Raw genomic sequence first — 22,842 nt, 5'->3', positions numbered from 1 at the left:
GACCCGCCCAGGGCTCGAATCCGCTCTGCCTGATCGCCTGGCGAGCAATTCATTTCGCGAATTCCAGGCGCGTATCCCGGGTCCCGGGTAGCGCCAGAGCTCTCGCAAAAAAACATAAAAAACAAACTGCGCAAACCAGCACTTGACTTGGCGCGGGAGGATTTTCTCGTCCCGTGCCTTTACCCAGACAGATCGAGGGCAATCCAAAATGGCCAATTTCAGCAAGTCGGACCTGGAGTTCATCCTCAAGCAAATCTTTATCGCAGAAGCGAATGCCGACGGCACCAGCCTCATTGATTTGCTTCCCAACACTCAGGTGCCATTCGGCCTGCGTACCGTCGATGGCAGCTTCAACAACCTGGTCACCAGCCAGAGCGAGTTTGGCACCGCGGACAATGCCTTCCCGCGCTTGCTCGATCCCTCGTTTCTGGATGCTTACGCCGGGACAGGCTCAGTGACCGATCCGCAACCACGGATCATCAGTAACCTGATCGTCGACCAGACCGCCAATAACCCGGCGGCCTATGCCGCAGCGTTCGACCCGGGCCTGGACGGTGTGCTCAACTTCGGCGTGGTGGGTGCGGGTAATGACGACGTGCTCAAGGAAGGCGTACAGATAGTCACCAGCCCCGGGCTGGATGGCGTGTTCGGCACGGCCGATGACAAGGACGTGTTCTTCATGCCCAACGTGTCGCCGGACGTCGGCCTGACCGCCAGCTTCAACTCGTGGATGACCTTCTTCGGCCAGTTCTTCGACCACGGTCTCGACCTGGTCACCAAGAGCGCTACCGACTTCGTGTTTATTCCGCTGCAACCGGACGATCCGTTGTTCGTAGCAGGCAGCCCGACCAACTTCATGGTGCTGCCACGTGCGGTGCGTACTGCCGGCGCGGACGGAATAGTCGGCACCACCGATGATGGCCAGACCAACACCACCTCGCCTTTTGTCGACCAGAGCCAGACCTACAGCTCGCATCCTTCGCATCAGGTGTTCCTGCGCGAGTACGTGCTCAATGCGGACGGCGATCCTGTTGCAACGGGGCGCTTGATTACCAACCGCGATCTCGGCGCCGATGGCCTGTTTGGCACTGCCGACGATGGCAGCGGCGAAAATGGCGGCATGGCGACCTGGAAGGTGGTCAAGGCCCAGGCCCGTGACATTCTGGGCATCAACCTGACTGACGCCGATGTACACAACGTGCCATTGCTGGCAACCGATGCGTACGGCAACTTCATCCGCGGGCCGAACGGCATGCCGCAAGTGGTGATTCGCATCAGCAACGGCGCTGACGGCATCGCCGGGACAGCTGACGACGTCACTCAACTGGTCGAAGGCAACCGGGCAGCTCCGATCAGTCTGGCCAACGCCGTGAGTGCCGGGCATGGCTTCCTCGACGACATCGCCCACAATGCCGCGCCGGTCGTCGTTGGCGGGGTTCTGCAGGCGGATGCCGACATCGCTGTCGGCAATGCGCAGCCCGTTGACGCGGGCGGCAACAACCTGACCTATGACAACGAATTGCTCGACGCCCACTACATTGCCGGCGACGGTCGGGTCAACGAGAACATCGGCCTGACCACCGTGCACCATGTGTTCCACTCCGAGCACAACCGCCTGGTCCAGCAAACCAAGGACACCCTCATAGCCGCTGGCGATCTGGCCTTCCTCAATGAGTGGCTGGCGGTCGACGTGGCCGCGATTCCGACTACACCCGCCGAGATCGCAGCATTGGTGTGGGACGGCGAACGCCTGTTCCAGGCCGCCAAGTTCGGCACTGAAATGCAGTATCAGCACCTGGTGTTCGAGGAGTTCGCGCGGACCATTCAACCGCAGGTCGACGAATTCCTTGCGCCCAATGGCTATGACACCTCTATCAACCCGGCGATCTTCGCCGAGTTTGCCCATGTGGTGTACCGCTTCGGTCACTCGCTGTTGACCGAGACCGTCGATCGCTTCGACCCTGCGTTCAATCCGCTCCTCACTGACCCGGCCAACCCGGACTCGCAACTGGGCCTGATCGCAGCCTTCCTCAACCCGCTGGCGTTCGCCGGTAGCGGGGTGACTGCGGACCAGGCGGCAGGGGCAATCGTTCGTGGTGTGACCCGTCAGGTCGGCAACGAGATCGATGAGTTCGTCACTGAAGCGTTGCGCAACAACCTGCTCGGTCTGCCGCTCGATTTGCCGAGCCTGAACCTGGCGCGTGGTCGCGACACTGGCATCCCCACCTTGAACGAGGCGCGCCGTGAGTTCTACGCATCCACCGGCGACAGCCAACTCAAGCCGTACATCAGTTGGGCTGACTTGGCGGACAGCCTCAAGCACCCCGAGTCGCTGGTCAACTTCATTGCGGCCTTTGGTACGCATGCCTCGATCACGGCGGCGACCACGCTGGCAGACAAACGCGCTGCAGCCTTTGCGCTGGTATTCAATGTTGCGGGTTCGCCGGCTGACCGCCTGGACTTCCTCAACAGCACCGGTGCCTGGGCTAACGTAACGACGGCCGGCAGGGATGGGGTATTGGGTACTGCCGATGACCAGACAGGTGTGACGGTCACGGGCGTCGATGACATCGACTTCTGGGTCGGCGGCCTCGCCGAACAGAAGATGCCGTTCGGCGGCATGCTCGGCTCGACGTTCAACTTCGTGTTTGAAACCCAGATGGAGGCGTTGCAGAACGGCGACCGCTTCTACTACCTGTCGCGTACCGCGGGCCTGAACTTCGGCACTGAACTTGAGAACAACTCCTTTGCCAAGCTGATCATGCTCAACACCGATGTCACCCACCTGGCGAACACCGTGTTCCTGACGCCGACGTTCACCCTCGAAGTGAATCAGGCCGCCCAGTTCACCGGCCTGGGCCTGGACAGCCGTGCCGATCCGACGGGCGGCATCCTGATCAACGGCGTGGAAGTCGTGCCGCTGGTGATTCGCGACAACCCCGACACCGTGGGGCCGGACACCAATTATCTGCATTACACCGGTGAAGACCATATCGTCATGGGCGGCACCGCCGGCAATGACATCATCATTTCCGGTGACGGCGATGACACCCTTTACGGCGACGCCGGCAACGACCGCCTCGAAGGCGGTGCCGGGAACGATGCGGTACTGGGCGGCGCGGGTGATGACATCATCTCCGACTCGTTCGGCGACAACCGTCTGGAAGGCAATGCCGGTAACGATGTGATCGTGGTTGGCAGCATGCTTGCTGCAGGCAACCTGATCCTGGGTGGCGATGGCCAGGACTTCATCATCACCACCGAAGACATCAGCACCACCTTCGGCGGCCAGGGTGACGACTTTATCCTCGGTGCCAAGACCAACCTGCCACCGACCGGCAACGAAGGTGATGACTGGATCGAGAAGGGTACCCAGGACGGTGCGCCTGGCGATAACTTCTCGCCATTGCTCCTTGACGATGTGATCGGCAACGACATCTTTGTCGGTGGTGGCGGCTTCGACGAAATGATCGGTGAGGGTGGCGATGACATCTTTATCGGCAGTGATGCCCAGGACAAGATGGACGGCATGTCCGGTTTCGACTGGGTCTCCTACAAGAATGACAAGGTCGGCGTGACCGTTGACCTGAGCCTGGCGGCGTTGGCGCAGCCACATGGTAATGCGCCAAACCAGAATGCTGGCGTGTTTAATCCGGTCGGTGCCTCGCCAGCCTCGATTCTCGACCGTTTTGCCGAGGTCGAAGGCTTGTCCGGTTCGGCTTTCGGCGATGTGCTCAAAGGCGATGATGTCGATGCAGTCACTATCGTCAACCACGGTGGTGCCACGGGCAGTGCGCTGACCAATGTGGCATTGATCCGCGGACTGGACCAGTTCCTGGCCGATGCCGGTTTGCCGGTCACTGGCTTTGCCACTGGCAACATCATCCTCGGCGGCAATGGCAGCGACCTGATCGAGGGCCGCGGTGGCGATGACCTGATCGATGGCGACAAATGGATCAATGTCAGGATTGCCGTTTATGCCGCCGGCGACGTCAACCATACCGGTCCCGAGATTGCCAGCTTCGACAGCATGGTCGATATGATCCCGCTCATGCTGGACGGCACCTTTAACCCTGGCCAGCTCAAGGCCGTACGGGAAATCATGCCCGGCACCTCGACGGGCGGGGCGGCCTTCGACACCGCCATCTACTCCGGGCTTCAGGCCGAGTATACGGTTACCGTTGACGACCGCGGCACGGCCACTTTGGCGGACGATGTCTATACAGTGATCGATAGCGTAGCGGGTCGCGACGGCACCGATACCCTGCTGCATATCGAACGCCTGCAATTCGCCGATGACCAGCTAGTGCTGGTGCCGGGGCAGAATGCCCAACCGGTTGGCAGTCCTACCGTCACGGATGGAAACGGCGGAGCGATAACAGTGGGGGATACGCTGACTGTCAGCGTGGCCGGGGTGCGCGATGCCAACAACGTCGCGGCGGGTAATCCGCAGGGGCTTATCACCAACTCCTCGGTGTCCTACATCTGGCAGTTCGAGGCAACCCCAGGCAGTGGCGTATTCGAGGACATCATCCTGTTGCCGGCTGGCGACCTGGCGTTCCAAAGCGCCGACGGTACCGCGTTCAAGGTCTCTCCTGACCTCGCCGGGTTGTCGTTGCGGGTCAAGGCGATCTATCAGGATGGTCATGGCACCACGGAGCTCCTTTTCTCCACGCCGACGGCTGCCATCGTTGCCGGTGCACCGGTCACGCCAACGGCGCTGGTACCTGTAGTCGATGCCACCGCGGGTGGTGCAGGCCTGCACATGGTCCGCTCCGACCTCAACTTCATTCTTGACCAGATCAAGATTGCCGAGGCTGATGCGGCCGGTCAGGACATCCTCTCGCTGATCCCGAACATCCGCGCGCCATTGGGCCTGCGTGCGGTCGACGGGTCGAACAACAACCTGATGAACCTCAACGGCATTAACAACACCGAGTTTGGTGCCGCCGATAACGTCTTTCCGCGCTTGACCGATCCGGTCTTCAATCCGGCGGAAGGGGGAACGTCGTATGCGCAGAACAGCGGCCTTGTGATTGACTCGCAGCCACGCACCATCAGTAACCTGATCGTCGATCAGACGGCGAACAACCCGGCGGCCTATGCCACGGCTTTCAACCCGGGCCTGGACGGTGTGCTGAACTTCGGCGCGGTGGGTAACGACGACGTGCTCAAAGATGGCGTACAGATTGTCGCCAGCCCCGGCCTGGATGGTCAGTTCGGTACTGCCGATGATCACGATGTGTACTTTATCGAGAACGTCGCGGCGGATGCGGGGTTGTCCGCGCCGTTCAACGCCTGGATGACATTCTTCGGGCAGTTCTTCGATCATGGTCTGGACCTGGTCACCAAAGGTGGTTCGGGCACTGTCTTCATCCCGCTGCAACCGGATGATCCACTGTTTGTCCCAGGTAGCCCGACTAACTTCATGGTCCTGACCCGCGCGACCAACCTGCCGGGGCCGGATGGCGTTCTCGGTACGGCCGACGACATCCATGAGCAAACCAACACCACCTCGCCGTTCGTGGACCAGAACCAGACCTATAGCTCGCACCCGTCGCACCAGGTGTTCCTGCGCGCTTATCAACTGACCGACACTGGCCCTATAGCGACCGGCAGGCTGATCACCAACCGTGATCTGGGCGCGGATGGCCAGTTTGGTACCGCGGACGATGTCGAAATCGGTGGCATGGCGACCTGGAAGGTGGTCAAGGCGCAAGCCCGTGACATTCTCGGTATCAACCTGACCGATGCCGACGTCGACAACGCCCCGCTGTTGGCGACTGATGCCTATGGCAATTTCATCAAGGGGCCGAACGGCTTCCCGATGGTGGTGATGAAGGGCGTTGACGGTCTTGGCGGCACGGCGGATGACGTCCTTGTCGAAGGCAATCCGCTTGCTCCCCTTGACCTGACCAATGCTGTGCGCACCGGTCATCAGTTCCTCGTCGACATTAACCATAATGCCGCGCCGGTAATCGTCGGTGGGGTTCTGCAGGCGGATGCCGACACCGCTGTCGGCAATGCGCAGCCCGTTGACGCGGGCGGCAACAACCTGACCTATGACAACGAACTGCTCGACGCTCACTACATCGCCGGCGACGGCCGGGTCAACGAGAACATCGGCCTGACCGCGGTGCATGCGATCTTCCACTCCGAGCACAACCGGCTGGTTGCGCAGACCAAGGACACCGTGCTCGATTCGGGTGACGTGGCCTTCCTCAACGAGTGGCTGCTCAATCCGGTGGCTGCATTGCCAACCACCCAGGCTGAGTTCGATGCGCTGCAGTGGAATGGCGAGCGCTTGTTCCAGGCGGCCAAGTTCGGCACCGAAATGCAGTATCAGCACCTGGTGTTCGAGGAGTTTGCGCGGACCATCCAGCCCAGAGTCGACCTGTTCTTCGCACCGACCCAGGTCTATGACGTCGACCTCGATGCCTCGATCGTCGCCGAGTTCGCCCACACCGTGTACCGGTTTGGCCACTCGATGCTGACCGAGACCGTCGATCGATTCGATATCAATTTCAACGCGGTGGGCGATCCGGCCAGCGCTGATCCCAATCAGCAACTGGGCTTGATCGCAGCGTTCCTCAACCCGTTGGCGTACGCCGCCAGTGGCGTGTCGCCAGAGGATGCGACCAGTGCGATCATCCGTGGGGTGACTCGGCAAGCCGGTAACGAAATCGACGAGTTCGTCACTGAGGCGCTGCGCAATAACCTGCTCGGCCTGCCGCTCGACCTGCCGGCGATCAACATCGCCCGTGGCCGCGACGTGGGGATTCCCTCGCTCAACGCGATCCGCCGCGACATCTACAGCCAAACCGGTGATACCCAACTCAAGCCGTACACCAGTTGGGTCGATCTGGTGCAGTACCTCAAACATCCGGAGTCGTTGATCAACTTCATCGCCGCCTATGGCACGCATGACACGATCACGGGGGCGACCACGATGGAGGGCAAACGCGCTGCAGCCCTGGCGCTGGTCTTCGGTGGTGCGGGTGCGCCGGCTGACCGCCTGGAGTTCCTCAACGGCAGCGGTGCATGGGCCAACGTGACGTTGGCCGGCAAGGATGGGGTGCTGGGGACTGTCGACGACCTGAAGGGTGTGACGATCACGGGCGTCGATGCCATCGACCTGTGGATCGGCGGTCTGGCCGAACAGAAAACCCCGTTCGGCGGTATGCTCGGCTCGACCTTCAACTTCGTGTTCGAGAACCAGTTGGAAAAACTGCAGGACGGCGACCGCTTCTACTACCTGGAGCGTACCTCTGGCCTGTCGATGAATGCCGAACTTGAAAGCAACTCGTTCGCCAAGCTGATCATGGCCAACACCTCGGCCACGCACTTGCCTGGCCTGGTGTTCTCGGACCCAGGGCTCTACCTGGAAGTGGACCTGAGCAAGCAATACAACGATGGCCTGCTCGCCGCCGATCCGCTCGGCCCGAATGGCGAGCAGGTGGTGTTCCGCGACAACCCGCTGACCGTGGGGCTGGACACCAACTACATCCGGTACGGTGGTGAAGAGCACATCGTGCTGGGTGGCACCGACAACGCAGACATCCTCATCTCCAGTGATGGCGATGACACGGTCTGGGGTGATGGCGGCAACGATCGCATCGATGGCGGTAACGGCAACGACCAACTGCGTGGTGGCGCTGGCGACGACATCATCACCGACATCGGCGGCGACGATAACATCCAGGGTGGCGACGGCAACGACGTGCTGCACGGAGGCAACGGCATCAACCTGATCATTGGCGGGTTCGGCAACGACTTCATCGTGACCGGTGAGGATGCCTCCGAGGCCATTGGTGGTCAGGGTAATGACTTCATCCTGGGCAGCAAAGCCAACGAACAGGACATGGGTAACGAAGGCGACGACTGGATCGAGAAGGGCACTTCGGATGGTGCGCCTGGCGACAACTTCGATCCGCTCGGCAACGACCCGGTGATCGGCCACGATGTATTCATCGGCGGTAACGAGAACGATAAGTTCAACGGCGAAGGCGGCGACGACATCATGGTCGGCAGTCTCGGCTTCGGTGACCGCTATATCGGCGGCTCCGGCTATGACTGGGCAACCTTCAAGGATCTCGCCCAGGGCGTGACCATCGATTACAGCGACCGCTTCTTCGATGTGCCACCGATGCCAGGTTCGGGCGCCTCGGCGCTGGTGCGTTTCGACATCATGGAAGGGCTGTCGGGTTCGTCCCACGGCGACTTCCTGCGCGGTGATAGCGAAACTGCCGCAACGCTACCCGTTGCGGGTGCAACCGGCAGTGTGCTGACCAACATCAGCCTGATCGACGGTCTGGCGGGCCTGCTGCCAGTCGGAGCGACGTTCTTCGACGGCGGTAACATCATCCTCGGTGGCAGCGGCAGCGACCTGATTGAAGGTCGCGGTGGTGACGACATCATCGACGGTGACAAGTGGCTGAACGTACGCATCAGCGTACGGGCGAACGCCGATGGCACTGGCGCGGAAATCGCCACGTTCGACAGCATGGCGCCGATGGTTCAGGCGATGCTCAACGGTACTTACAACCCGGGCCAGCTGGTCATCGTGCGGGAGATTCTGACCGGCACTGACAGCTTCGACACCGCGGTGTTCTCCGGTAATGCGTCGGAGTACACAGTCGCTGTCGATGGCAACGCCGTCGTCGTGACCGACCTGGTGGACGGGCGTGATGGCGTCGATCGCCTGACAGGCATCGAGCGTCTGCAGTTCGCTGACCAGGCGCAGGCGTCCGGCGTTGGTACCGTCTCGAACAGTGGTCCTGTGGGGCGTCTGGCAATCTTCGATGCTGCCACCGGTGCGCGTACCGATACGTCTGTCGCCGGCCAACTGCTGCGCGTCAGCGATCAGTCGATCCGCGACGCCGACAACGTCAGTGCGGCCAATCCGACCGGCGCGGTTACCGGTCCCGTGGCTTACTACTGGCAGGTCGAAAACATCCCTGGTTCGGGTGTCTTTGAAGACATCTCCTTTGTCGCCGCTGGCGAGGTATCGCGGGCGACTGGCGCCACCTATCTGGTAGCGGACGATGTCGCCGGTCTGAACATCCGCGTTCGGGCGGTGTATCAGGATGCCCAGGGTACGCTGGAGATCGTCGATTCTGGCGGGAACAGCGCACCGACTGCAGGGCCGACCATCCTCGGGGTTGCGTTTCCGGACCAGGTGTTGACCGCCGACACGTCGTCCATCATCGACGTCGATGGCCTCAGCAATGCGCAGTTCACCTTCCAGTGGCAGGAGACCAACGGGGTCACCTTCGTCGACATCGTCGGAGCCACCGCCAGCACGTTCACGCTTGGCCAGGCTCAGGTCGGCGATCAAGTGCGCGTGGTGGTCAGTTACGTGGATGACTTCGGTGCGGCCGAAAGCATTGCGTCCGACGCTACGGCCCCGGTGGCCGCCGGTGATGTGTTTGTCGGTACTGCCGGTGTCGACATATGGACCGGTACGTCAGGCGACGACATTGCCAGCGGAGGTGCTGGCAACGACATCCTGAATGGCTTGGGCGGCAACGACATCCTCAATGGTGACGCAGGCAATGACATGCTCATCGGGGGGACGGGGGCCGATACCATGGCCGGCGGTGTTGGCGACGATGTCTACGAAGTCACCGACGCTGGGGACGTGGTGACCGAGCTCGGCGGTGAGGGTATTGACACGGTCTGGACCTCGCTCTCGGGCTACACCCTGAGTGCCAACGTCGAAAATCTGTTTTTCGGCGGCAGCGGCAACTTCGCGGGCACCGGTAACGCGCTCGACAACACGCTCGTGGGCGGTGCGGGTAACGACGTCCTGATCGGTGGCGCAGGTGCCGACACGATGGCTGGCGGTGGCGGCAGCGATGTCTACGAAGTCACCGAGCTTGGGGACGTGGTAAGCGAGCTCGCCGGTGCCGGCAGCGACACGGTCTGGACCTCGCTCGCAAGCTACACCCTGGGTGCCAACGTCGAGAATCTGTTTTTCGGCGGCAGCGGCAACTTCGCGGGCACCGGTAACGTGCTCGGCAATACGATCGCGGGCGGTGCGGGTAACGACGTCCTCATCGGTGCCGGAGGTGCCGACACGATGGCCGGCGGTGCTGGCAGCGATATCTACGAAGCCACCGACCTTGGGGACGTGGTGATCGAGCTCGCCGGTGCCGGAAGCGACACGGTCTGGACCTCGCTCGCGAGCTACAGCCTGGGTGCCAACGTCGAGAGTATGTTTTTCGGTGGCAGCGGCAACTTTGCGGGCTCCGGCAACGAGCTGGACAACACGCTCGTGGGCGGTACGGGTAACGACGTCCTCATCGGTGGCGCAGGTGCCGACACGATGGCCGGCGGTGCTGGCAACGATGTCTACGAAGTCACCGACCTTGGGGACGTGGTAGGCGAGAACGCCGGTGGCGGCAACGACACGGTCTGGACCTCGCTCGCGAGCTACACCCTGGGTGCCAACGTCGAAAATCTGTTTTTCGGCGGCAGCGGCAACTTCGCGGGCACCGGCAACGCGCTCGACAATAATATCGTGGGTGGTGCGGGTAACGACGTTCTCATCGGCGGTGGCGGTAACGACGTAATGAGTGGCGGCGTCGCCGGCAACGATACGTTCGTGTTTGCTGCCGCGGGTTTCGGCAACGATACGATCCTGAATTTCGGAGCCAATTTGGCCGCAGAGCAGGACTTTCTCAATCTCACGGCGCTGGGGATCAACAGCGCGACGTTCGCTGCCAACGTGACCATAACGGCTAACGGGGCGGACACGGTGGTAGGGATCGGGGCGGATACCATTCACCTTGTCGGCGTCAACAGCGCGGCCATTGATCAGACGGACTTCATTCTGGCCACTTGAGGTTCTGGTCAGTACTGACGCAGGGAGCGTGGACAGCGGAGGGGAGGGCAATGGATGCCCTCCCTTTCTCCTTCCATTCAATTGCCCATCAGCTATCGGAGTGCCAGCAGCGTACTGGAGCTCATCAAGGCAGGTTGGAACCGAACTGCAAAATCAAAGAAACAGTGGAAAAAGGAAACCCGGCCTTGAACATTTCAGCCATCTGCCTCTTGAGCAGCCTATTGGTTGCGGTCGCGGCTTCTGCTAGCGGGATCACTTCGGTCTTCGACCTGGGCTTCACCAGGTCAGCCACAGAAACGCTGAAAAAACTGGACATCAACGACGCTTTTATTATCGCCGTCTCAAGTCCTGCAGCGTTTACCTTCTGCCGCAGTGGTTCGTCAACGCTCTGGAAGTATCAGGTGTTGGATCTAGAGCAACAGGCGGCGATCCAGATGGGCCAAAAGCGGCCTTCGTCGGACTATCAACTCATTACCGTTGCGCAAGTCAATAGCATTGCCTGCGAACAGGATCACCTTGCACCATGGGTTAAACCGCCTGTCAGGCGTGGACTTGTCCTCGGCCTGATCACCCTGTTTCTGTTAGTCGGCCTGCGATATACCTACCGCGCAATCATGGATTGCCGATATGACCAAACCGGGTTTTCCAAGCCAGGCTTGCAGCGCTTGAGCGAATCCCGATTACCGTACAATTCAACAGTCATGGCGTTGGCCGCATGGGGTATAGCGGTAGCTACGGCATTTGTTTACTTCGGGTTTTGAGCATAAGCGCAGAGACTTGGTTTACACCCTTATTGTTTAAGTTAATCCTGCGTTGCCATCTGCCTGGAAGGCTGGCCGAATCACCGTGGGATTCGCAGTCGGAGTTTGCTCTGGATGAGAGTTGCTCGCTATTGCGCATGTTATGGGATGTATAACAACTAGTGGATCCAATAAGCGGCTGCCGAAGTGTATCTAGTCAAGCAGACCAGTTGTGGTGGGGCATAGCGTGAAAGTTGTCTTGTCACTATCGCTTCAGGCGCACTTGCGCTACGCACCGTTTGTCGGTGGTTTGCTCGAGAAATGAACATTGGAGCGTCTGTGCCCTCTGACTCCTAAGCACGTCAGTCATGACCTGCCCCTGCAATCGCAAAAAAGAAGTGGAAGTTGAATCTCAAAAGCAGTGAATGCAAATGGGGGTTTTATCTGAAACTCAGGGAGGTAATAAACAAGCCGGTCATTGATTTGCCGAGCGAGTCAATGAGGTTAACAGTGCCGAGTCCGTGACTTGGCTTATCTTTTAGAAGTAAGGTCGCACAGGATATTTGAATAAGTAAAAATCCTGTCAAGTAGTCGATCTGTACTGTCGAATAAGGTGGGGGAAATACCGTGGCGATAAATACAATTATGAGCCTGCTGGAAAATAAAGAATTCCTGGAGTTTTTACGTCTGGGTGTTATTTACGTTCATTTAGTGGCGTGTTGTGTCGCCATTGGTTTGGTGTTGACCAGTGATGTCGCTATGGTTAAAGACCTTATAAGGCGCAACGTAGCCACTGAGCATGATAATGCTCACATGGAAAGTCTTCAAAAATCTGTCGTCGTTGCACTGATAGCGCTGTGGGTAACGGGTGTCGCTGTCGTCGGTATTGATTACCTGGACAAAGGTCTCGATTACTTCATGAATCCAAAGCTTCAAGCCAAAGTCATTATTGTGGCATTGCTGAGTTACAACGGTGTCTTGTTGCATCGCATGGTACTGCCGGCGCTGCAAAAGGCAGGCTCCTTGCTCAACCTCGGATTCAGTGCACGGATGCTGGCGTTGGCCTGCGGCTCGTTGTCGGCAGTGTCCTGGATGTATGCCGCCATGCTGGGTGTCGGACGCCCTTTGGCCTGGAAGTTTTCCCTTTCCGAACTGTTGATGGCTTATCCGGTACTGATTGTGCTCGGGTTCCTGGCGATGCTGGTGTTGACTCAGCGAGCGAAAAAACAGGACGACTACGTTGCGCCTCGGCGGACAGTTGCAAGCGCATGCTAAACAGGTCATGCGCGTAAATCCTGCGGGCTTGTCCCGAGTCCGAAAGATGGCGACCTTCATGGTGCAGGTTTCAATCCGGACCTGCGCCATGAAGGTCGTTTTCGTTTTGAGTCATTCCCGTTTGCCGAATACTCCTGCTCATTTCGATCAATAAGTTGTCAGTTACGGTCATTGAGCGCCAGCGGCGCGACTCTTAGTCTGTCGAACATGACTGATGGGGGCCGTAGAGCTCCTGCACTTTCCGTGATCGATCGATGTGGAGTTACCGATGACCGCCGCTCAATACCCGCACCTGTTGGCTCCGCTGGACCTGGGTTTCACCACACTGCGCAATCGCACCCTGATGGGGTCGATGCACACTGGCCTTGAAGAGAAGCCAGGTGGTTTCGAGCGCATGGCGGCTTACTTTGCCGAACGTGCCCGTGGCGGTGTCGGCCTGATGGTCACTGGCGGTATCGGCCCGAACGATGAGGGTGGCGTGTATTCCGGTGCAGCCAAGCTGACCACCGAAGAAGAAGCGCTGAAACACCGCATCGTTACCCGTGCCGTGCACGAGGCAGGCGGCAAGATCTGCATGCAGATCCTCCACGCGGGTCGTTATGCCTACAGCCCGAAACAGGTTGCGCCGAGCGCGATCCAGGCGCCGATCAACCCGTTCAAGCCCAGGGAGCTGGACGAGGAGGGCATCGAGAAGCAGATCAGCGATTTCGTCACCTGTTCGGTACTGGCACAAACCGCCGAGTACGACGGCGTGGAAATCATGGGTTCGGAAGGCTACTTCATCAACCAGTTCCTCGCCGCTCACACCAACCACCGTACCGACCGCTGGGGCGGCAGCTATGAAAACCGCATGCGCCTGCCGGTGGAAATCGTCCGTCGCGTGCGTGAAGCGGTCGGCCCGAACTTCATCATCATTTTCCGTCTGTCGATGCTCGACCTGGTCGAAGGCGGCAGCACTTGGGACGAGATCGTTCAACTGGCCAAGGCCATCGAGCAGGCCGGTGCGACCATCATCAACACCGGTATTGGCTGGCATGAAGCACGGATTCCAACCATCGCCACCAAAGTGCCGCGCGCGGCCTTCAGCAAGGTCACGGCCAAACTGCGGGGTTCGGTCAATATTCCGCTGATCACCACCAACCGCATCAACACACCGCAAGTGGCCGAACAGATTCTGGCCGAAGGCGATGCCGACATGGTGTCCATGGCGCGACCGTTCCTCGCCGACCCGGATTTCGTCAACAAGGCTGCTGCAGGTCGCGCCGATGAAATCAACACCTGCATCGGTTGCAATCAGGCCTGCCTCGATCACACCTTCGGCGGCAAGCTGACCAGTTGCCTGGTCAACCCGCGTGCCTGCCACGAAACCGAACTCAATTACCTGCCCGTGCAGCAACTGAAGAAAATCGCCGTGGTCGGTGCCGGCCCGGCCGGTTTATCCGCCGCGACCGTGGCCGCCGAGCGTGGTCATCAGGTGACGCTGTTCGATTCGGCCAGCGAAATCGGCGGTCAGTTCAACATCGCCAAGCGCGTTCCGGGCAAGGAAGAGTTCTTTGAGACCATTCGCTACTTCAATCGCAAACTGCAGACCACCAACGTCGAGGTGTGCCTGAACACTCGCGTCGACGTGGCCGGGCTGGTCGAGGGCGGCTATGACGAGATCATTCTGGCCACCGGCATTGCGCCGCGACTGCCGGCCATTGCGGGGGTGGAAAATGCCAAGGTGCTGAGCTACCTGGACGTGATCCTGGAGCGCAAGCCGGTCGGCAAGCGCGTCGCGGTGATTGGTGCCGGTGGTATCGGTTTCGACGTCTGCGAGTTCCTGGTGCATGAAGGCGTTGCAACCAGTCAGGATCGCGCCGCGTTCTGGAAGGAATGGGGCATCGATACGCACCTGGAGGCACGCGGTGGTGTTGCCGGTATCAAGGCAGCGCCCCATGCGCCGGCCCGCGAGGTGTTCCTGCTGCAACGCAAGAAATCCAAGGTTGGCGACGGCCTGGGCAAGACCACCGGCTGGATTCATCGCACGGGCCTTAAGAACAAGCAGGTACAGATGCTCAACAGCGTTGAATACTTGAAGATCGACGACGAAGGCCTGCACATCCGCATCGGCGACACCGCAGAGCCGCAGGTGCTGCCAGTGGACAACATCGTGATTTGCGCCGGACAGGACCCGCTGCGTGAATTGCATGACGGTCTGGTGTCGGCGGGGCAGAGCGTGCACCTGATCGGCGGCGCGGATGTCGCGGCAGAGCTGGATGCCAAGCGGGCGATCAACCAGGGTTCGCGATTGGCGGCGCAGTTGTAACAGACAGGTCCAGCGTACCAATGGCCATCGCGAGCAGGTCGGATCGCCGCACCGTCGCTCCCACATTTGATCTGTGTCGTTCATAGATTCCCTGTGGGAGCGAGCCTGCTCGCGATAGCTGCCTATGAGCGACTAGAATGCTGACTCTTTACCCAGAACCGGCATCGATGTATTTCTCGTCTAGCGATTGGCTTGCTCAAGCCCCCCTCGAACGCCTTGATCTAGACTGGCTCACTCACGCCGGCATCGAAGTGGCAATCCTGCGTCTGGACCAGATCGACCCGCTGATCAGCGGCAACAAATGGTTCAAGCTCATCGAGCACCTGAAGACTGCCGACCGCGTTGGCGCCGAAGGCATCATCAGCCTGGGTGGAGCGCACTCCAATCACCTCCACGCGTTGGCGGCGGCGGGCAAGCGTTTCGGCTTTGCCACCGTTGGCCTGTTGCGCGGGCACCCTCAGGAAACCCCGACGGTCAAAGACTTGCAGGCGTTCGGCATGCCGTTGCACTGGCTGGGTTACGCAGGCTATCGAGCGAGGCATGAAGCGGGTTTCTGGCAACCCTGGCACACCCGCTACCCGACGCTGCATCCGGTGCCTGAGGGGGGAGGCGGTTTGCCTGGCGCCCTGGGTTGCATGCAACTGCGGGCCAGCGTTTGCGCGCAACTGGAGGGATTGGGCTGGAGTGACTATGACGCCTGGTGGCTGGCCTGCGGAACCGGCACGACCTTGGCCGGCCTGGTACTGGCCGAAGCGGGGGATCATCCGGTGTACGGTGCCCTGGCGGTGCCAGACGATCACGGGGTGGCGCAACAGGTCGAGCGGATCGTGCAGGAGGCGGGTCTGATCCATGCGGTGTATGAGCTGATCGATGCCAGCCGCGGCGGCTTTGCCAAGGTCGATCCGCTGCTGACCGAGTTCATCGAAAAGACCGAACAGGCCAGCGGCATTCCCCTTGAGCCGTTGTACACCGGTAAGGCATTGCTGGCGCTCAAGCAGCAAGTCGAGGCGGGCAAGTTCGCTCGAGGTACGCGGCTGATCTTCGTTCACACCGGCGGCTTGCAGGGGCGGCGGGGATTCAATCCACAAATCTAAAGCACACATGCAATCTCATGTGGGAGCGAGCCTGCTCGCGAAGGCGGTAATACATCCAGTATCGATGCGCCTGTCACACCGATTTCGCGAGCAGGCTCGCTCCCACAGGTTTTGCCAGTGGCCTCAGGTATCGCGGTTTGCCCGCTTGGGCATCATCCGCAGCAAAGTGTTATCGCCCACCACATAGTGGTGATACAACCCGGCTGCGGCATGCAGGCCGATCAGCCAATAGCCTATCGTGCCGCCGAGCTCGTGCCAGCCCTGGAGTTGTTTGGCCAGGTCCTTGTTTTCCGCTACCAGCATCGGCAGGTCGACACCGTAGAACATCACCTGATTGCCTTTGGCGCTGGTGACCAGCCACCCGAGAATCGGTGTGAAGATCATGAAAATGTACAACGCCCAGTGCATCAGCCTGGCCAGCGTCGTTTGCCAGTGTGGCGAAGCCGGGAAGATCTCCGGGGGGCGGCCGAGACTGCGCGCCAACAATCGCACCCAGACCAGAACGAAAACGGTCAGGCCGAGCATGAAGTGTAATTCAACCATCAGCGTGCGCCCGCCACTGCCCTTGGGAAAGATCCCGCGAAACTCGATACAGGCGTAAACCAGCGCCAGCAGGACCAGCATCAACCAATGCAGTGCGATCGATACGGTGCTGTAGCGCGATTCGGAGTTTTTCCACGGCATACGGTGTTCCTCAGAGGTCCGGTTTAAAGCCACCGTTCTTGTCCGACGGTGAGCGTTAACTGTAATCCTGTTTTACCGGGTTTGCCTGAGGCGATCGGTCGCGGGATGCTCTGGCTCGGGTAGTAGACAGAAAAATCCTGTAGGAGCGAGCTCGCTCGCGATGGTCGCCAACGATGACGCATACCCACTGGGTAACCGCGGCATTCTTGAGACCATCGCGAGCGAGCTCGCTCCTACAGGGGGGAGTTGCGTTTTTTAGCTGGACTGCGGCATTTCGCCGTTGGCCAGGCGCTTGTCGATGTCGGCGATCACGTCCGGCAGATCGGTGATGGTGTCGATCATGTAGTGCGGGCGCGAACTTTCGAACATCGTGTGGATGCGCTTGCGCTCACTGTCCAGCTGGTCGCTTCCCAGCGCGCGATAACCTTCGTAGTCCAGACCCAGGGCGTTACCCGAGCAGATCAGCGCCACGGTCCACATGCCGGCGCGGCGACCTTCGAGAATGCCCGGCACAGTGTCATCGATCTTCACGCACGCGGCGACATCGTCAATGCCCAGGGCGATGACGTTGGCCAGTGCCTGGGCGGGCCATGGGCGGCCGTTCGGGACTTCGTCGGTGGCGACCACGTGATCGGCGACGTAGCCGTTGGTGGCGGCCAGTTCGACCACTTTGTCCATGACCAGTTTCGGGTATCCGGAGCAGGAACCGATCCTGATCCCTTGCTGGCGCAGGTTGGCGATGGTCTCCAGTGCCCCCGGAATCAGCGCCGAGTGTTCGGCGATTTTTTCGATTTGCAGCGGCATGAAGCGTTGGTAAATCGCAGTGACGTCATCGTCGGTCGGCGTGCGGCCGAACACCCTGCGATAACGCTCGGCAACTTCCGGCAGATCGCACAGGGTGCGGATGTGGTCCCACTTGCCCATGCCCATCGGGCCACGGGCTTCTTCGATGGACACCTGGACATCGAATTCGGCGAACGCCTCGACGAAAATCTGCGTCGGGGCGAAGGAGCCGAAGTCGACCACGGTGCCGGCCCAGTCGAGGATGGCGGCTTGGAGTTTGGTTGGGTTGGTGTAGTTCATGGTGATCAAGTCCTGTGGCAACTGGCTAATGAGGGCTGCTTTTACTGTGGGAGCCAGCCTGCTGGCGATGAGTGCCTGACATTCGACGGATGTGTTGGCTGACAGTCCGCTATCGCGAGCAGGCTCGCTCCCACAGGGGTATACGGTGTGGCTTAGATTTCCAGCACTTCCATCTCGCGCAACACTTCAGCAATCGCCGCCACCGCTTCGCGCATTTGCGCCGGGTTGACATGGCCAATGCAGCCGACGCGGAAGGTTTCGACCTGGGTCAGCTTGCCGGGGTAGAGGATGTAACCCTTGGCCTTGACCCGTTCGTAGAACTCCTTGAACTGGTAGCGAGGATCTTTCGGGGCATGAAAGGTGACGATGATCGGCGCCTGAATGGCCGCCGGCAGGAAGCTGCGCAGCCCCAGTTTGCCCATCTCTTCCATCAATGCCTGGCAGTTGGCGGCATAGCGTTCGTGTCGGGCCGGCAAGCCACCTTCTTCGTTGTATTGCAGCAGGGCTTCGTGCAGCGCCGCGACCACGTGGGTCGGCGGGGTGAAGCGCCACTGGCCGGTCTTGGCCATGTAGGCGTGCTGGTCTTGCAGGTCCATCGCCAGCGAATGCGAGTTACCGGTGGCGTTGGTCAGGGATTCTTTGCGAGCGAAGACAAAACCCATGCCCGGCACACCTTCCAGGCATTTGCCCGAGGCAGCGATCAGTGCGTCGAACGGCACTTGCTGCGCATCCACCGGCAGGGCACCGAAGGAACTCATGGCGTCGATGATCAGGCGCTTGCCGTGTTCTGCGACGACCTGGGCGATCTGCGGCAGCGGATTGAGGATGCCGGTGCTGGTTTCGCAGTGAATCAGGGCGACGTGGGTGATGCCGGTGTCGGCGCGCAGCAGACGGTCGACGTCGGCGGCGGTGGTCGGCTCGTCTTCGGCGGTTTCGAAGGTACTGTAGGCGCGGCCGAGCACTTCACAGATTTTCGCCAGGCGTTTGCCGTAGGCGCCGTTGATCAGTACCAGAATCTTGCCATCGCGAGGCACCAGCGTGCCGATCGCTGCCTCGACCGCGAAGGTGCCACTGCCTTGCAGGGGCACGCAGTGGTGAGTGGCGGCGCCGTTGATGATTGCCAGCAGTTGCTCGCAGAGGCTGGCGGTCAATTGATTGAAACGGTCATCCCATGAGCCCCAGTCGATCATCATCGCCTGACGGGTGCGGGCCGACGTGGTCAACGGGCCGGGGGTGAGCAGGATGGGTTCGGCAGTACTCATTCTCGTGTCCTCGCAATCGATGGGATGAAGCGTTGGTGCCTAAATTGCAATTTGCCGTGTTATCAATCAAATTGTTTGTTGTTATGCCAGCCATCAGTGAGGTTTATTCATGAACCTGTTTCAGCTGCGCGCATTCGATGCCGTGGCGCGGGAAGGCAGCTTTACCCGGGCGGCGGCGCGGCTGTTCATCAGCCAGCCGGCGGTTACCGGGCACATCAAGGCCCTGGAGGAGCACTACCAGATCACCTTGCTGCGCCGCACCGCCCGCCGAGTGGAACTGACGGAGGAGGGCACCAAACTGGCGGCCATCACCCGGGCGATGTTCGGCCTGGCCGAAGAGGCGCAGGTGATGCTCGAAGCCAACCGGCAACTGCTGACCGGGCGTCTGGAGGTGGCGGCGGACGGCCCGCACATGGTCATGCCGATGCTTGCCAGCCTGCGCGCGCGCTATCCGGGGATCACGGTGAACCTGCGCCTGGGCAACGCCCAGGAAACCCTGGCGGCGTTGTTGTCCGAACATGCCGACGTGGCGGTGTTGACCGAAGTCGAGCCGCGCAAAGGCTTGCATCTGCAGGCGCTGAACGAATCACGGATTTGCGCACTGGTGCCCGACGGCCATCCTTGGGTGCAGAAGACCAAAGGCGTGCAGCTCAAAGAGCTGGATCAGGTGATCATGGTGCTGCGCGAACCGGGTTCGATTACCCGGCGCACCTTCGATGAGGCTTGCGCCCAGGCCAGGGTCAATCCACGGGTGTTGCTGGAACTGGACAGCCGCGAAGCGGTAACCGAGGCGGTGGCCGCCGAACTGGGGGTGGGGGTGGTGTCGTCGGTGGAAGTCAGCCACGACCCGCGAGTGGCGGCGGTGCCGATCATTGGCGAGGGGTTGGTGAATCGGCACATGATGGGGTGCATGGAGCGGCGACGGGATTTGCGGTTGATTCAGGCATTTTTCGGGTTGGCGCCCACCTGAAAGACCGGGTCGCTTCCTTCGCGAGCCTGCTCGCTCCCACAAGGTTTTGTGCGCACCAAAGATCTACTGTGGGAGCGAGCCTGCTCGCGAAGGGGCCTGGCCTGCCTACACCAGACTCTCGCGCACCATCTCGAGAAACGTCGCCACCACCCGCCGCGAACTCTGCTCGCGCAAGCACACCAGTGTTTCAGTCAGCCGTCGTTCGCAATCGGTAATCGGCAGTGCACAAACCCTGGAGTCGGCGCCAAACTCGGCAGCCGACACCACGCCCACCCCAATCCCGACCACCACCGCTTCCCGCGCCGCCTCCCGACCTTCGACCTGAATCGCCGGGCGAATGCGGAACCCGGCGCGTTGCATTTCCTCCTCCAGGGTCTGCCGGGTCACCGAACCGATTTCCCGCAACACCAGTGGCGTGTCGTCGAGGTCCGCAAGGGTGATGGATTCGCGATCGGCCCAAGGGTGATTGCGCGACACAAACGCGACCATCGGGTCGTTACGCAGGGGCAGGGAAATCAGGCGTTCATCGCTGACGTCACGGCCCAGCAACGCCAGGTCGGCCTGATAGTTGAACAGTCGAAACAGCGACTCATCGGTGTTGCCGGTTTCGATCTTCACGCTGATCCCGGGGTAGCGTTCGCAGAAGCGGGCAATCTGCGGCAGCACATGCACCGGTGCATCCACCGCCAGAATCAGGCTACCGGTCTGCAAGGCCTGGGAATCCTGCAACAGCTCCTGGGCTTCGGCCTCAATCACAAAAAGCCGCTGTGTAACGCTCAGCAGGCGCTCGCCCAGATCGGTCAGGCGCACCGAGCGCTTGTTGCGGTGAAACAGCAAGACGCCGTAGCGCTCTTCGAGTTTGCGCACCTGGTCGGAAATCGCCGGCTGCGTCAGAAAAAGCCGCTCGGCGGCTTTGGTAAAGCTTCCATGGACCGCCACGGCATGGAAGGCTTTGAGCTGGGCGTGGGACACCGACATGGGAATCTCCAGTAACAAGCTGACCTTATATTTGAAATACGATAAATCGATTTCACTTATTAATCAGTAATTGTTTTTATCCACCTCAGCCCCGCTGACGGGTCAGTCGAACAGCAGCGGGTGCCATGAGCCTGGGCGTGCAAAAAACAGGACTCATCTGACCGGTATCCGCCGTAGGGACAGGGCGATATCGCAGTGCTCAACAATAAAAACACAGGCGTTTTCTTCCAATTCTGCCGGCACACTCACACCCTGAGGTCAGAACCACAATGAACAAGCACATCGGCACCATCAAGCGTTGGCGCATGCAGATCTTCGCGATCACCTGGCTCGCCTACGCCGCGTTCTACTTCACCCGCAAAGCCTTCTCGGTCGCCAAACTCGGTATTGGCGAAGACCCGACCTTCATGCTCGATAAAATGGCCATGGCCAACCTCGATGCCATCTACCTGACGGCCTACGCCGTCGGCCAGTTCACCTGGGGCATCCTCGCCGACCGATTCGGGCCGCGGGTGGTGGTGCTCGGCGGATTGCTGATTTCCGCCGCCGCGGCGCTGGTGATGGGCAACTTCGCAACCTTGCCGATTTTCGCTACCTGCATGCTGATACAAGGGCTGGCGCAGTCCACCGGTTGGTCGGGGCTGTGCAAGAACCTCGGCAGCTTCTTTCCCTCCGAGCAACGCGGGCGGGTATTGGGCCTGTGGAGTTCCTGCTACGCCTTTGGCGGTCTCGTGGCGTCGCCGTTTGCCGGTTGGTGGGCGTATACGCTCATCGGCAGCTGGCATGCGGCGTTTGTTTCCAGTGCGGCGGTGGTTGGGCTGGTCGCCGTGCTGTTTTTTATTTTCCAACGCAACAAACCGGAAGACGTCGGCTTGCCGGCGGTGGAGCCGGAACCCGAGCTGACCGCCGAACAGGCTGACGCGCAAAGCAAAATCAGCATGTGGGAGCCATTGAAGGAAATCCTGCGCAACCGCACCGTGCTGGTGCTCGGGCTGGCGTACTTCATGCTCAAACCGGCGCGCTACGCGATTCTGCTGTGGGGACCGGTGATCGTTTTCGAACAGATGCCCTCGGTGGGCAAGGTCGGCGCGGCGATCATTCCGACCGCCTTTGAACTGGCCGGATTGCTCGGACCGATCATGATCGGCCTGGCCTCGGACAAACTGTTCGGCGCCCGGCGCATGCCGGCCTGCGTGATCAGCCTGTTGGCGCTGACCGTGTCCCTGGCATTTTTCATGGGCGCCTTGCATACCGGCAGCGTGCTGCTGGTGGTGGCGCTGCTGTTCGTCATGGGCCTGACCCTCTATGGGCCGGACTCGATGATCAGCGGCGCGGCCGCCATCGACTTCGGCACCGCCAAGGCCGGCGCCACAGCAGCCGGTTTCGTCAACGGCTGCGGCTCAGTCGGGGCGATTCTCGGTGGCCTGCTGCCAGGCTACTTCGACACCGTTACCGTGTTCATTGTCTTCGCTGGCTGCGCCATGTTCTCGGCGCTGGTGCTGATCCCGCACTGGAACAGCCGCCCCGGTGGCCTGGGTACTCACTTTGCCTACGTGCCCAATAAAGCGATGACCATCAAACCCCTGCGTACCTGAATCCTGT

Annotated in this window: 11 protein-coding genes; 7 read left to right on the top strand and 4 right to left on the bottom strand. The window is 60.5% G+C overall.

Annotation, left to right across the window (positions count from 1 at the left end; genetic code table 11):
* Positions 1-208: 208 nt before the first annotated feature.
* From KGA83_RS23735 to KGA83_RS23715, 5 genes are all read left to right on the top strand, one after another.
* Complete coding sequence (locus KGA83_RS23735) at positions 209-10,846, top strand: peroxidase family protein (protein WP_223531055.1); 10,638 nt, start codon at positions 209-211, stop codon at positions 10,844-10,846.
* Between the two features lie 50 nt (positions 10,847-10,896).
* Positions 10,897-11,607: a hypothetical protein gene (locus KGA83_RS23730; protein WP_317850600.1), complete on the top strand. Its 711-nt coding sequence runs from the start codon at positions 10,897-10,899 to the stop codon at positions 11,605-11,607.
* Between the two features lie 606 nt (positions 11,608-12,213).
* Positions 12,214-12,861: a hypothetical protein gene (locus tag KGA83_RS23725; RefSeq protein ID WP_108219118.1), complete on the top strand. Its 648-nt coding sequence runs from the start codon at positions 12,214-12,216 to the stop codon at positions 12,859-12,861.
* A gap of 268 nt (positions 12,862-13,129) precedes the next feature.
* On the top strand, positions 13,130-15,169 hold the full coding sequence (locus tag KGA83_RS23720) for an FAD-dependent oxidoreductase (protein WP_108219117.1): 2,040 nt from the start codon (positions 13,130-13,132) through the stop codon (positions 15,167-15,169).
* A 167-nt stretch (positions 15,170-15,336) separates the two neighbouring features.
* Positions 15,337-16,263: a 1-aminocyclopropane-1-carboxylate deaminase/D-cysteine desulfhydrase gene (locus KGA83_RS23715; protein WP_108219177.1), complete on the top strand. Its 927-nt coding sequence runs from the start codon at positions 15,337-15,339 to the stop codon at positions 16,261-16,263.
* Between the two features lie 123 nt (positions 16,264-16,386).
* Here the strand turns inward: KGA83_RS23715 and KGA83_RS23710 are convergent, their stop codons facing one another.
* From KGA83_RS23710 to KGA83_RS23700, 3 genes are all read right to left on the bottom strand, one after another.
* Positions 16,387-16,947, bottom strand: coding sequence for a cytochrome b (locus tag KGA83_RS23710; RefSeq protein WP_108219116.1), 561 nt, complete (start codon positions 16,945-16,947; stop codon positions 16,387-16,389).
* A 255-nt stretch (positions 16,948-17,202) separates the two neighbouring features.
* Positions 17,203-18,030, bottom strand: a complete 828-nt coding sequence (phnX, locus tag KGA83_RS23705; protein WP_115948199.1) for a phosphonoacetaldehyde hydrolase — start codon at positions 18,028-18,030, stop codon at positions 17,203-17,205.
* A 152-nt stretch (positions 18,031-18,182) separates the two neighbouring features.
* Positions 18,183-19,292 (bottom strand): 2-aminoethylphosphonate--pyruvate transaminase, encoded by a 1,110-nt coding sequence (locus tag KGA83_RS23700; RefSeq protein ID WP_115948200.1) that lies wholly within the window; start codon positions 19,290-19,292, stop codon positions 18,183-18,185.
* A 109-nt stretch (positions 19,293-19,401) separates the two neighbouring features.
* On the opposite strand from KGA83_RS23700, the gene KGA83_RS23695 reads away from it, so the two are divergent.
* Entirely contained in the window at positions 19,402-20,262 is an 861-nt protein-coding gene (locus tag KGA83_RS23695; protein ID WP_108219113.1) for a LysR substrate-binding domain-containing protein, read from the top strand.
* A gap of 105 nt (positions 20,263-20,367) precedes the next feature.
* Here the strand turns inward: KGA83_RS23695 and KGA83_RS23690 are convergent, their stop codons facing one another.
* Positions 20,368-21,240 carry a LysR family transcriptional regulator gene (locus KGA83_RS23690; RefSeq protein WP_115948201.1) on the bottom strand — a complete coding sequence of 291 codons (873 nt, stop codon included), beginning with the start codon at positions 21,238-21,240 and terminating at the stop codon, positions 20,368-20,370.
* A 269-nt stretch (positions 21,241-21,509) separates the two neighbouring features.
* Here KGA83_RS23690 and KGA83_RS23685 point away from each other — a divergent pair, with 269 nt between their 5' ends.
* The gene (locus tag KGA83_RS23685; RefSeq protein ID WP_115948202.1) at positions 21,510-22,835 is read left to right on the top strand and encodes an MFS transporter; all 1,326 of its coding nucleotides are present in this window, start codon (positions 21,510-21,512) and stop codon (positions 22,833-22,835) included.
* Positions 22,836-22,842 lie beyond the last annotated feature (7 nt).

The organism is Pseudomonas sp. GL-R-19 (assembly GCF_019956375.1).
In the GTDB taxonomy this organism is placed as follows: Bacteria; Pseudomonadota; Gammaproteobacteria; order Pseudomonadales; family Pseudomonadaceae; genus Aquipseudomonas.
The sequence above is the reverse complement of the archived record's forward strand: the minus strand, read 5'-3'. Positions and strand labels throughout refer to the sequence as shown.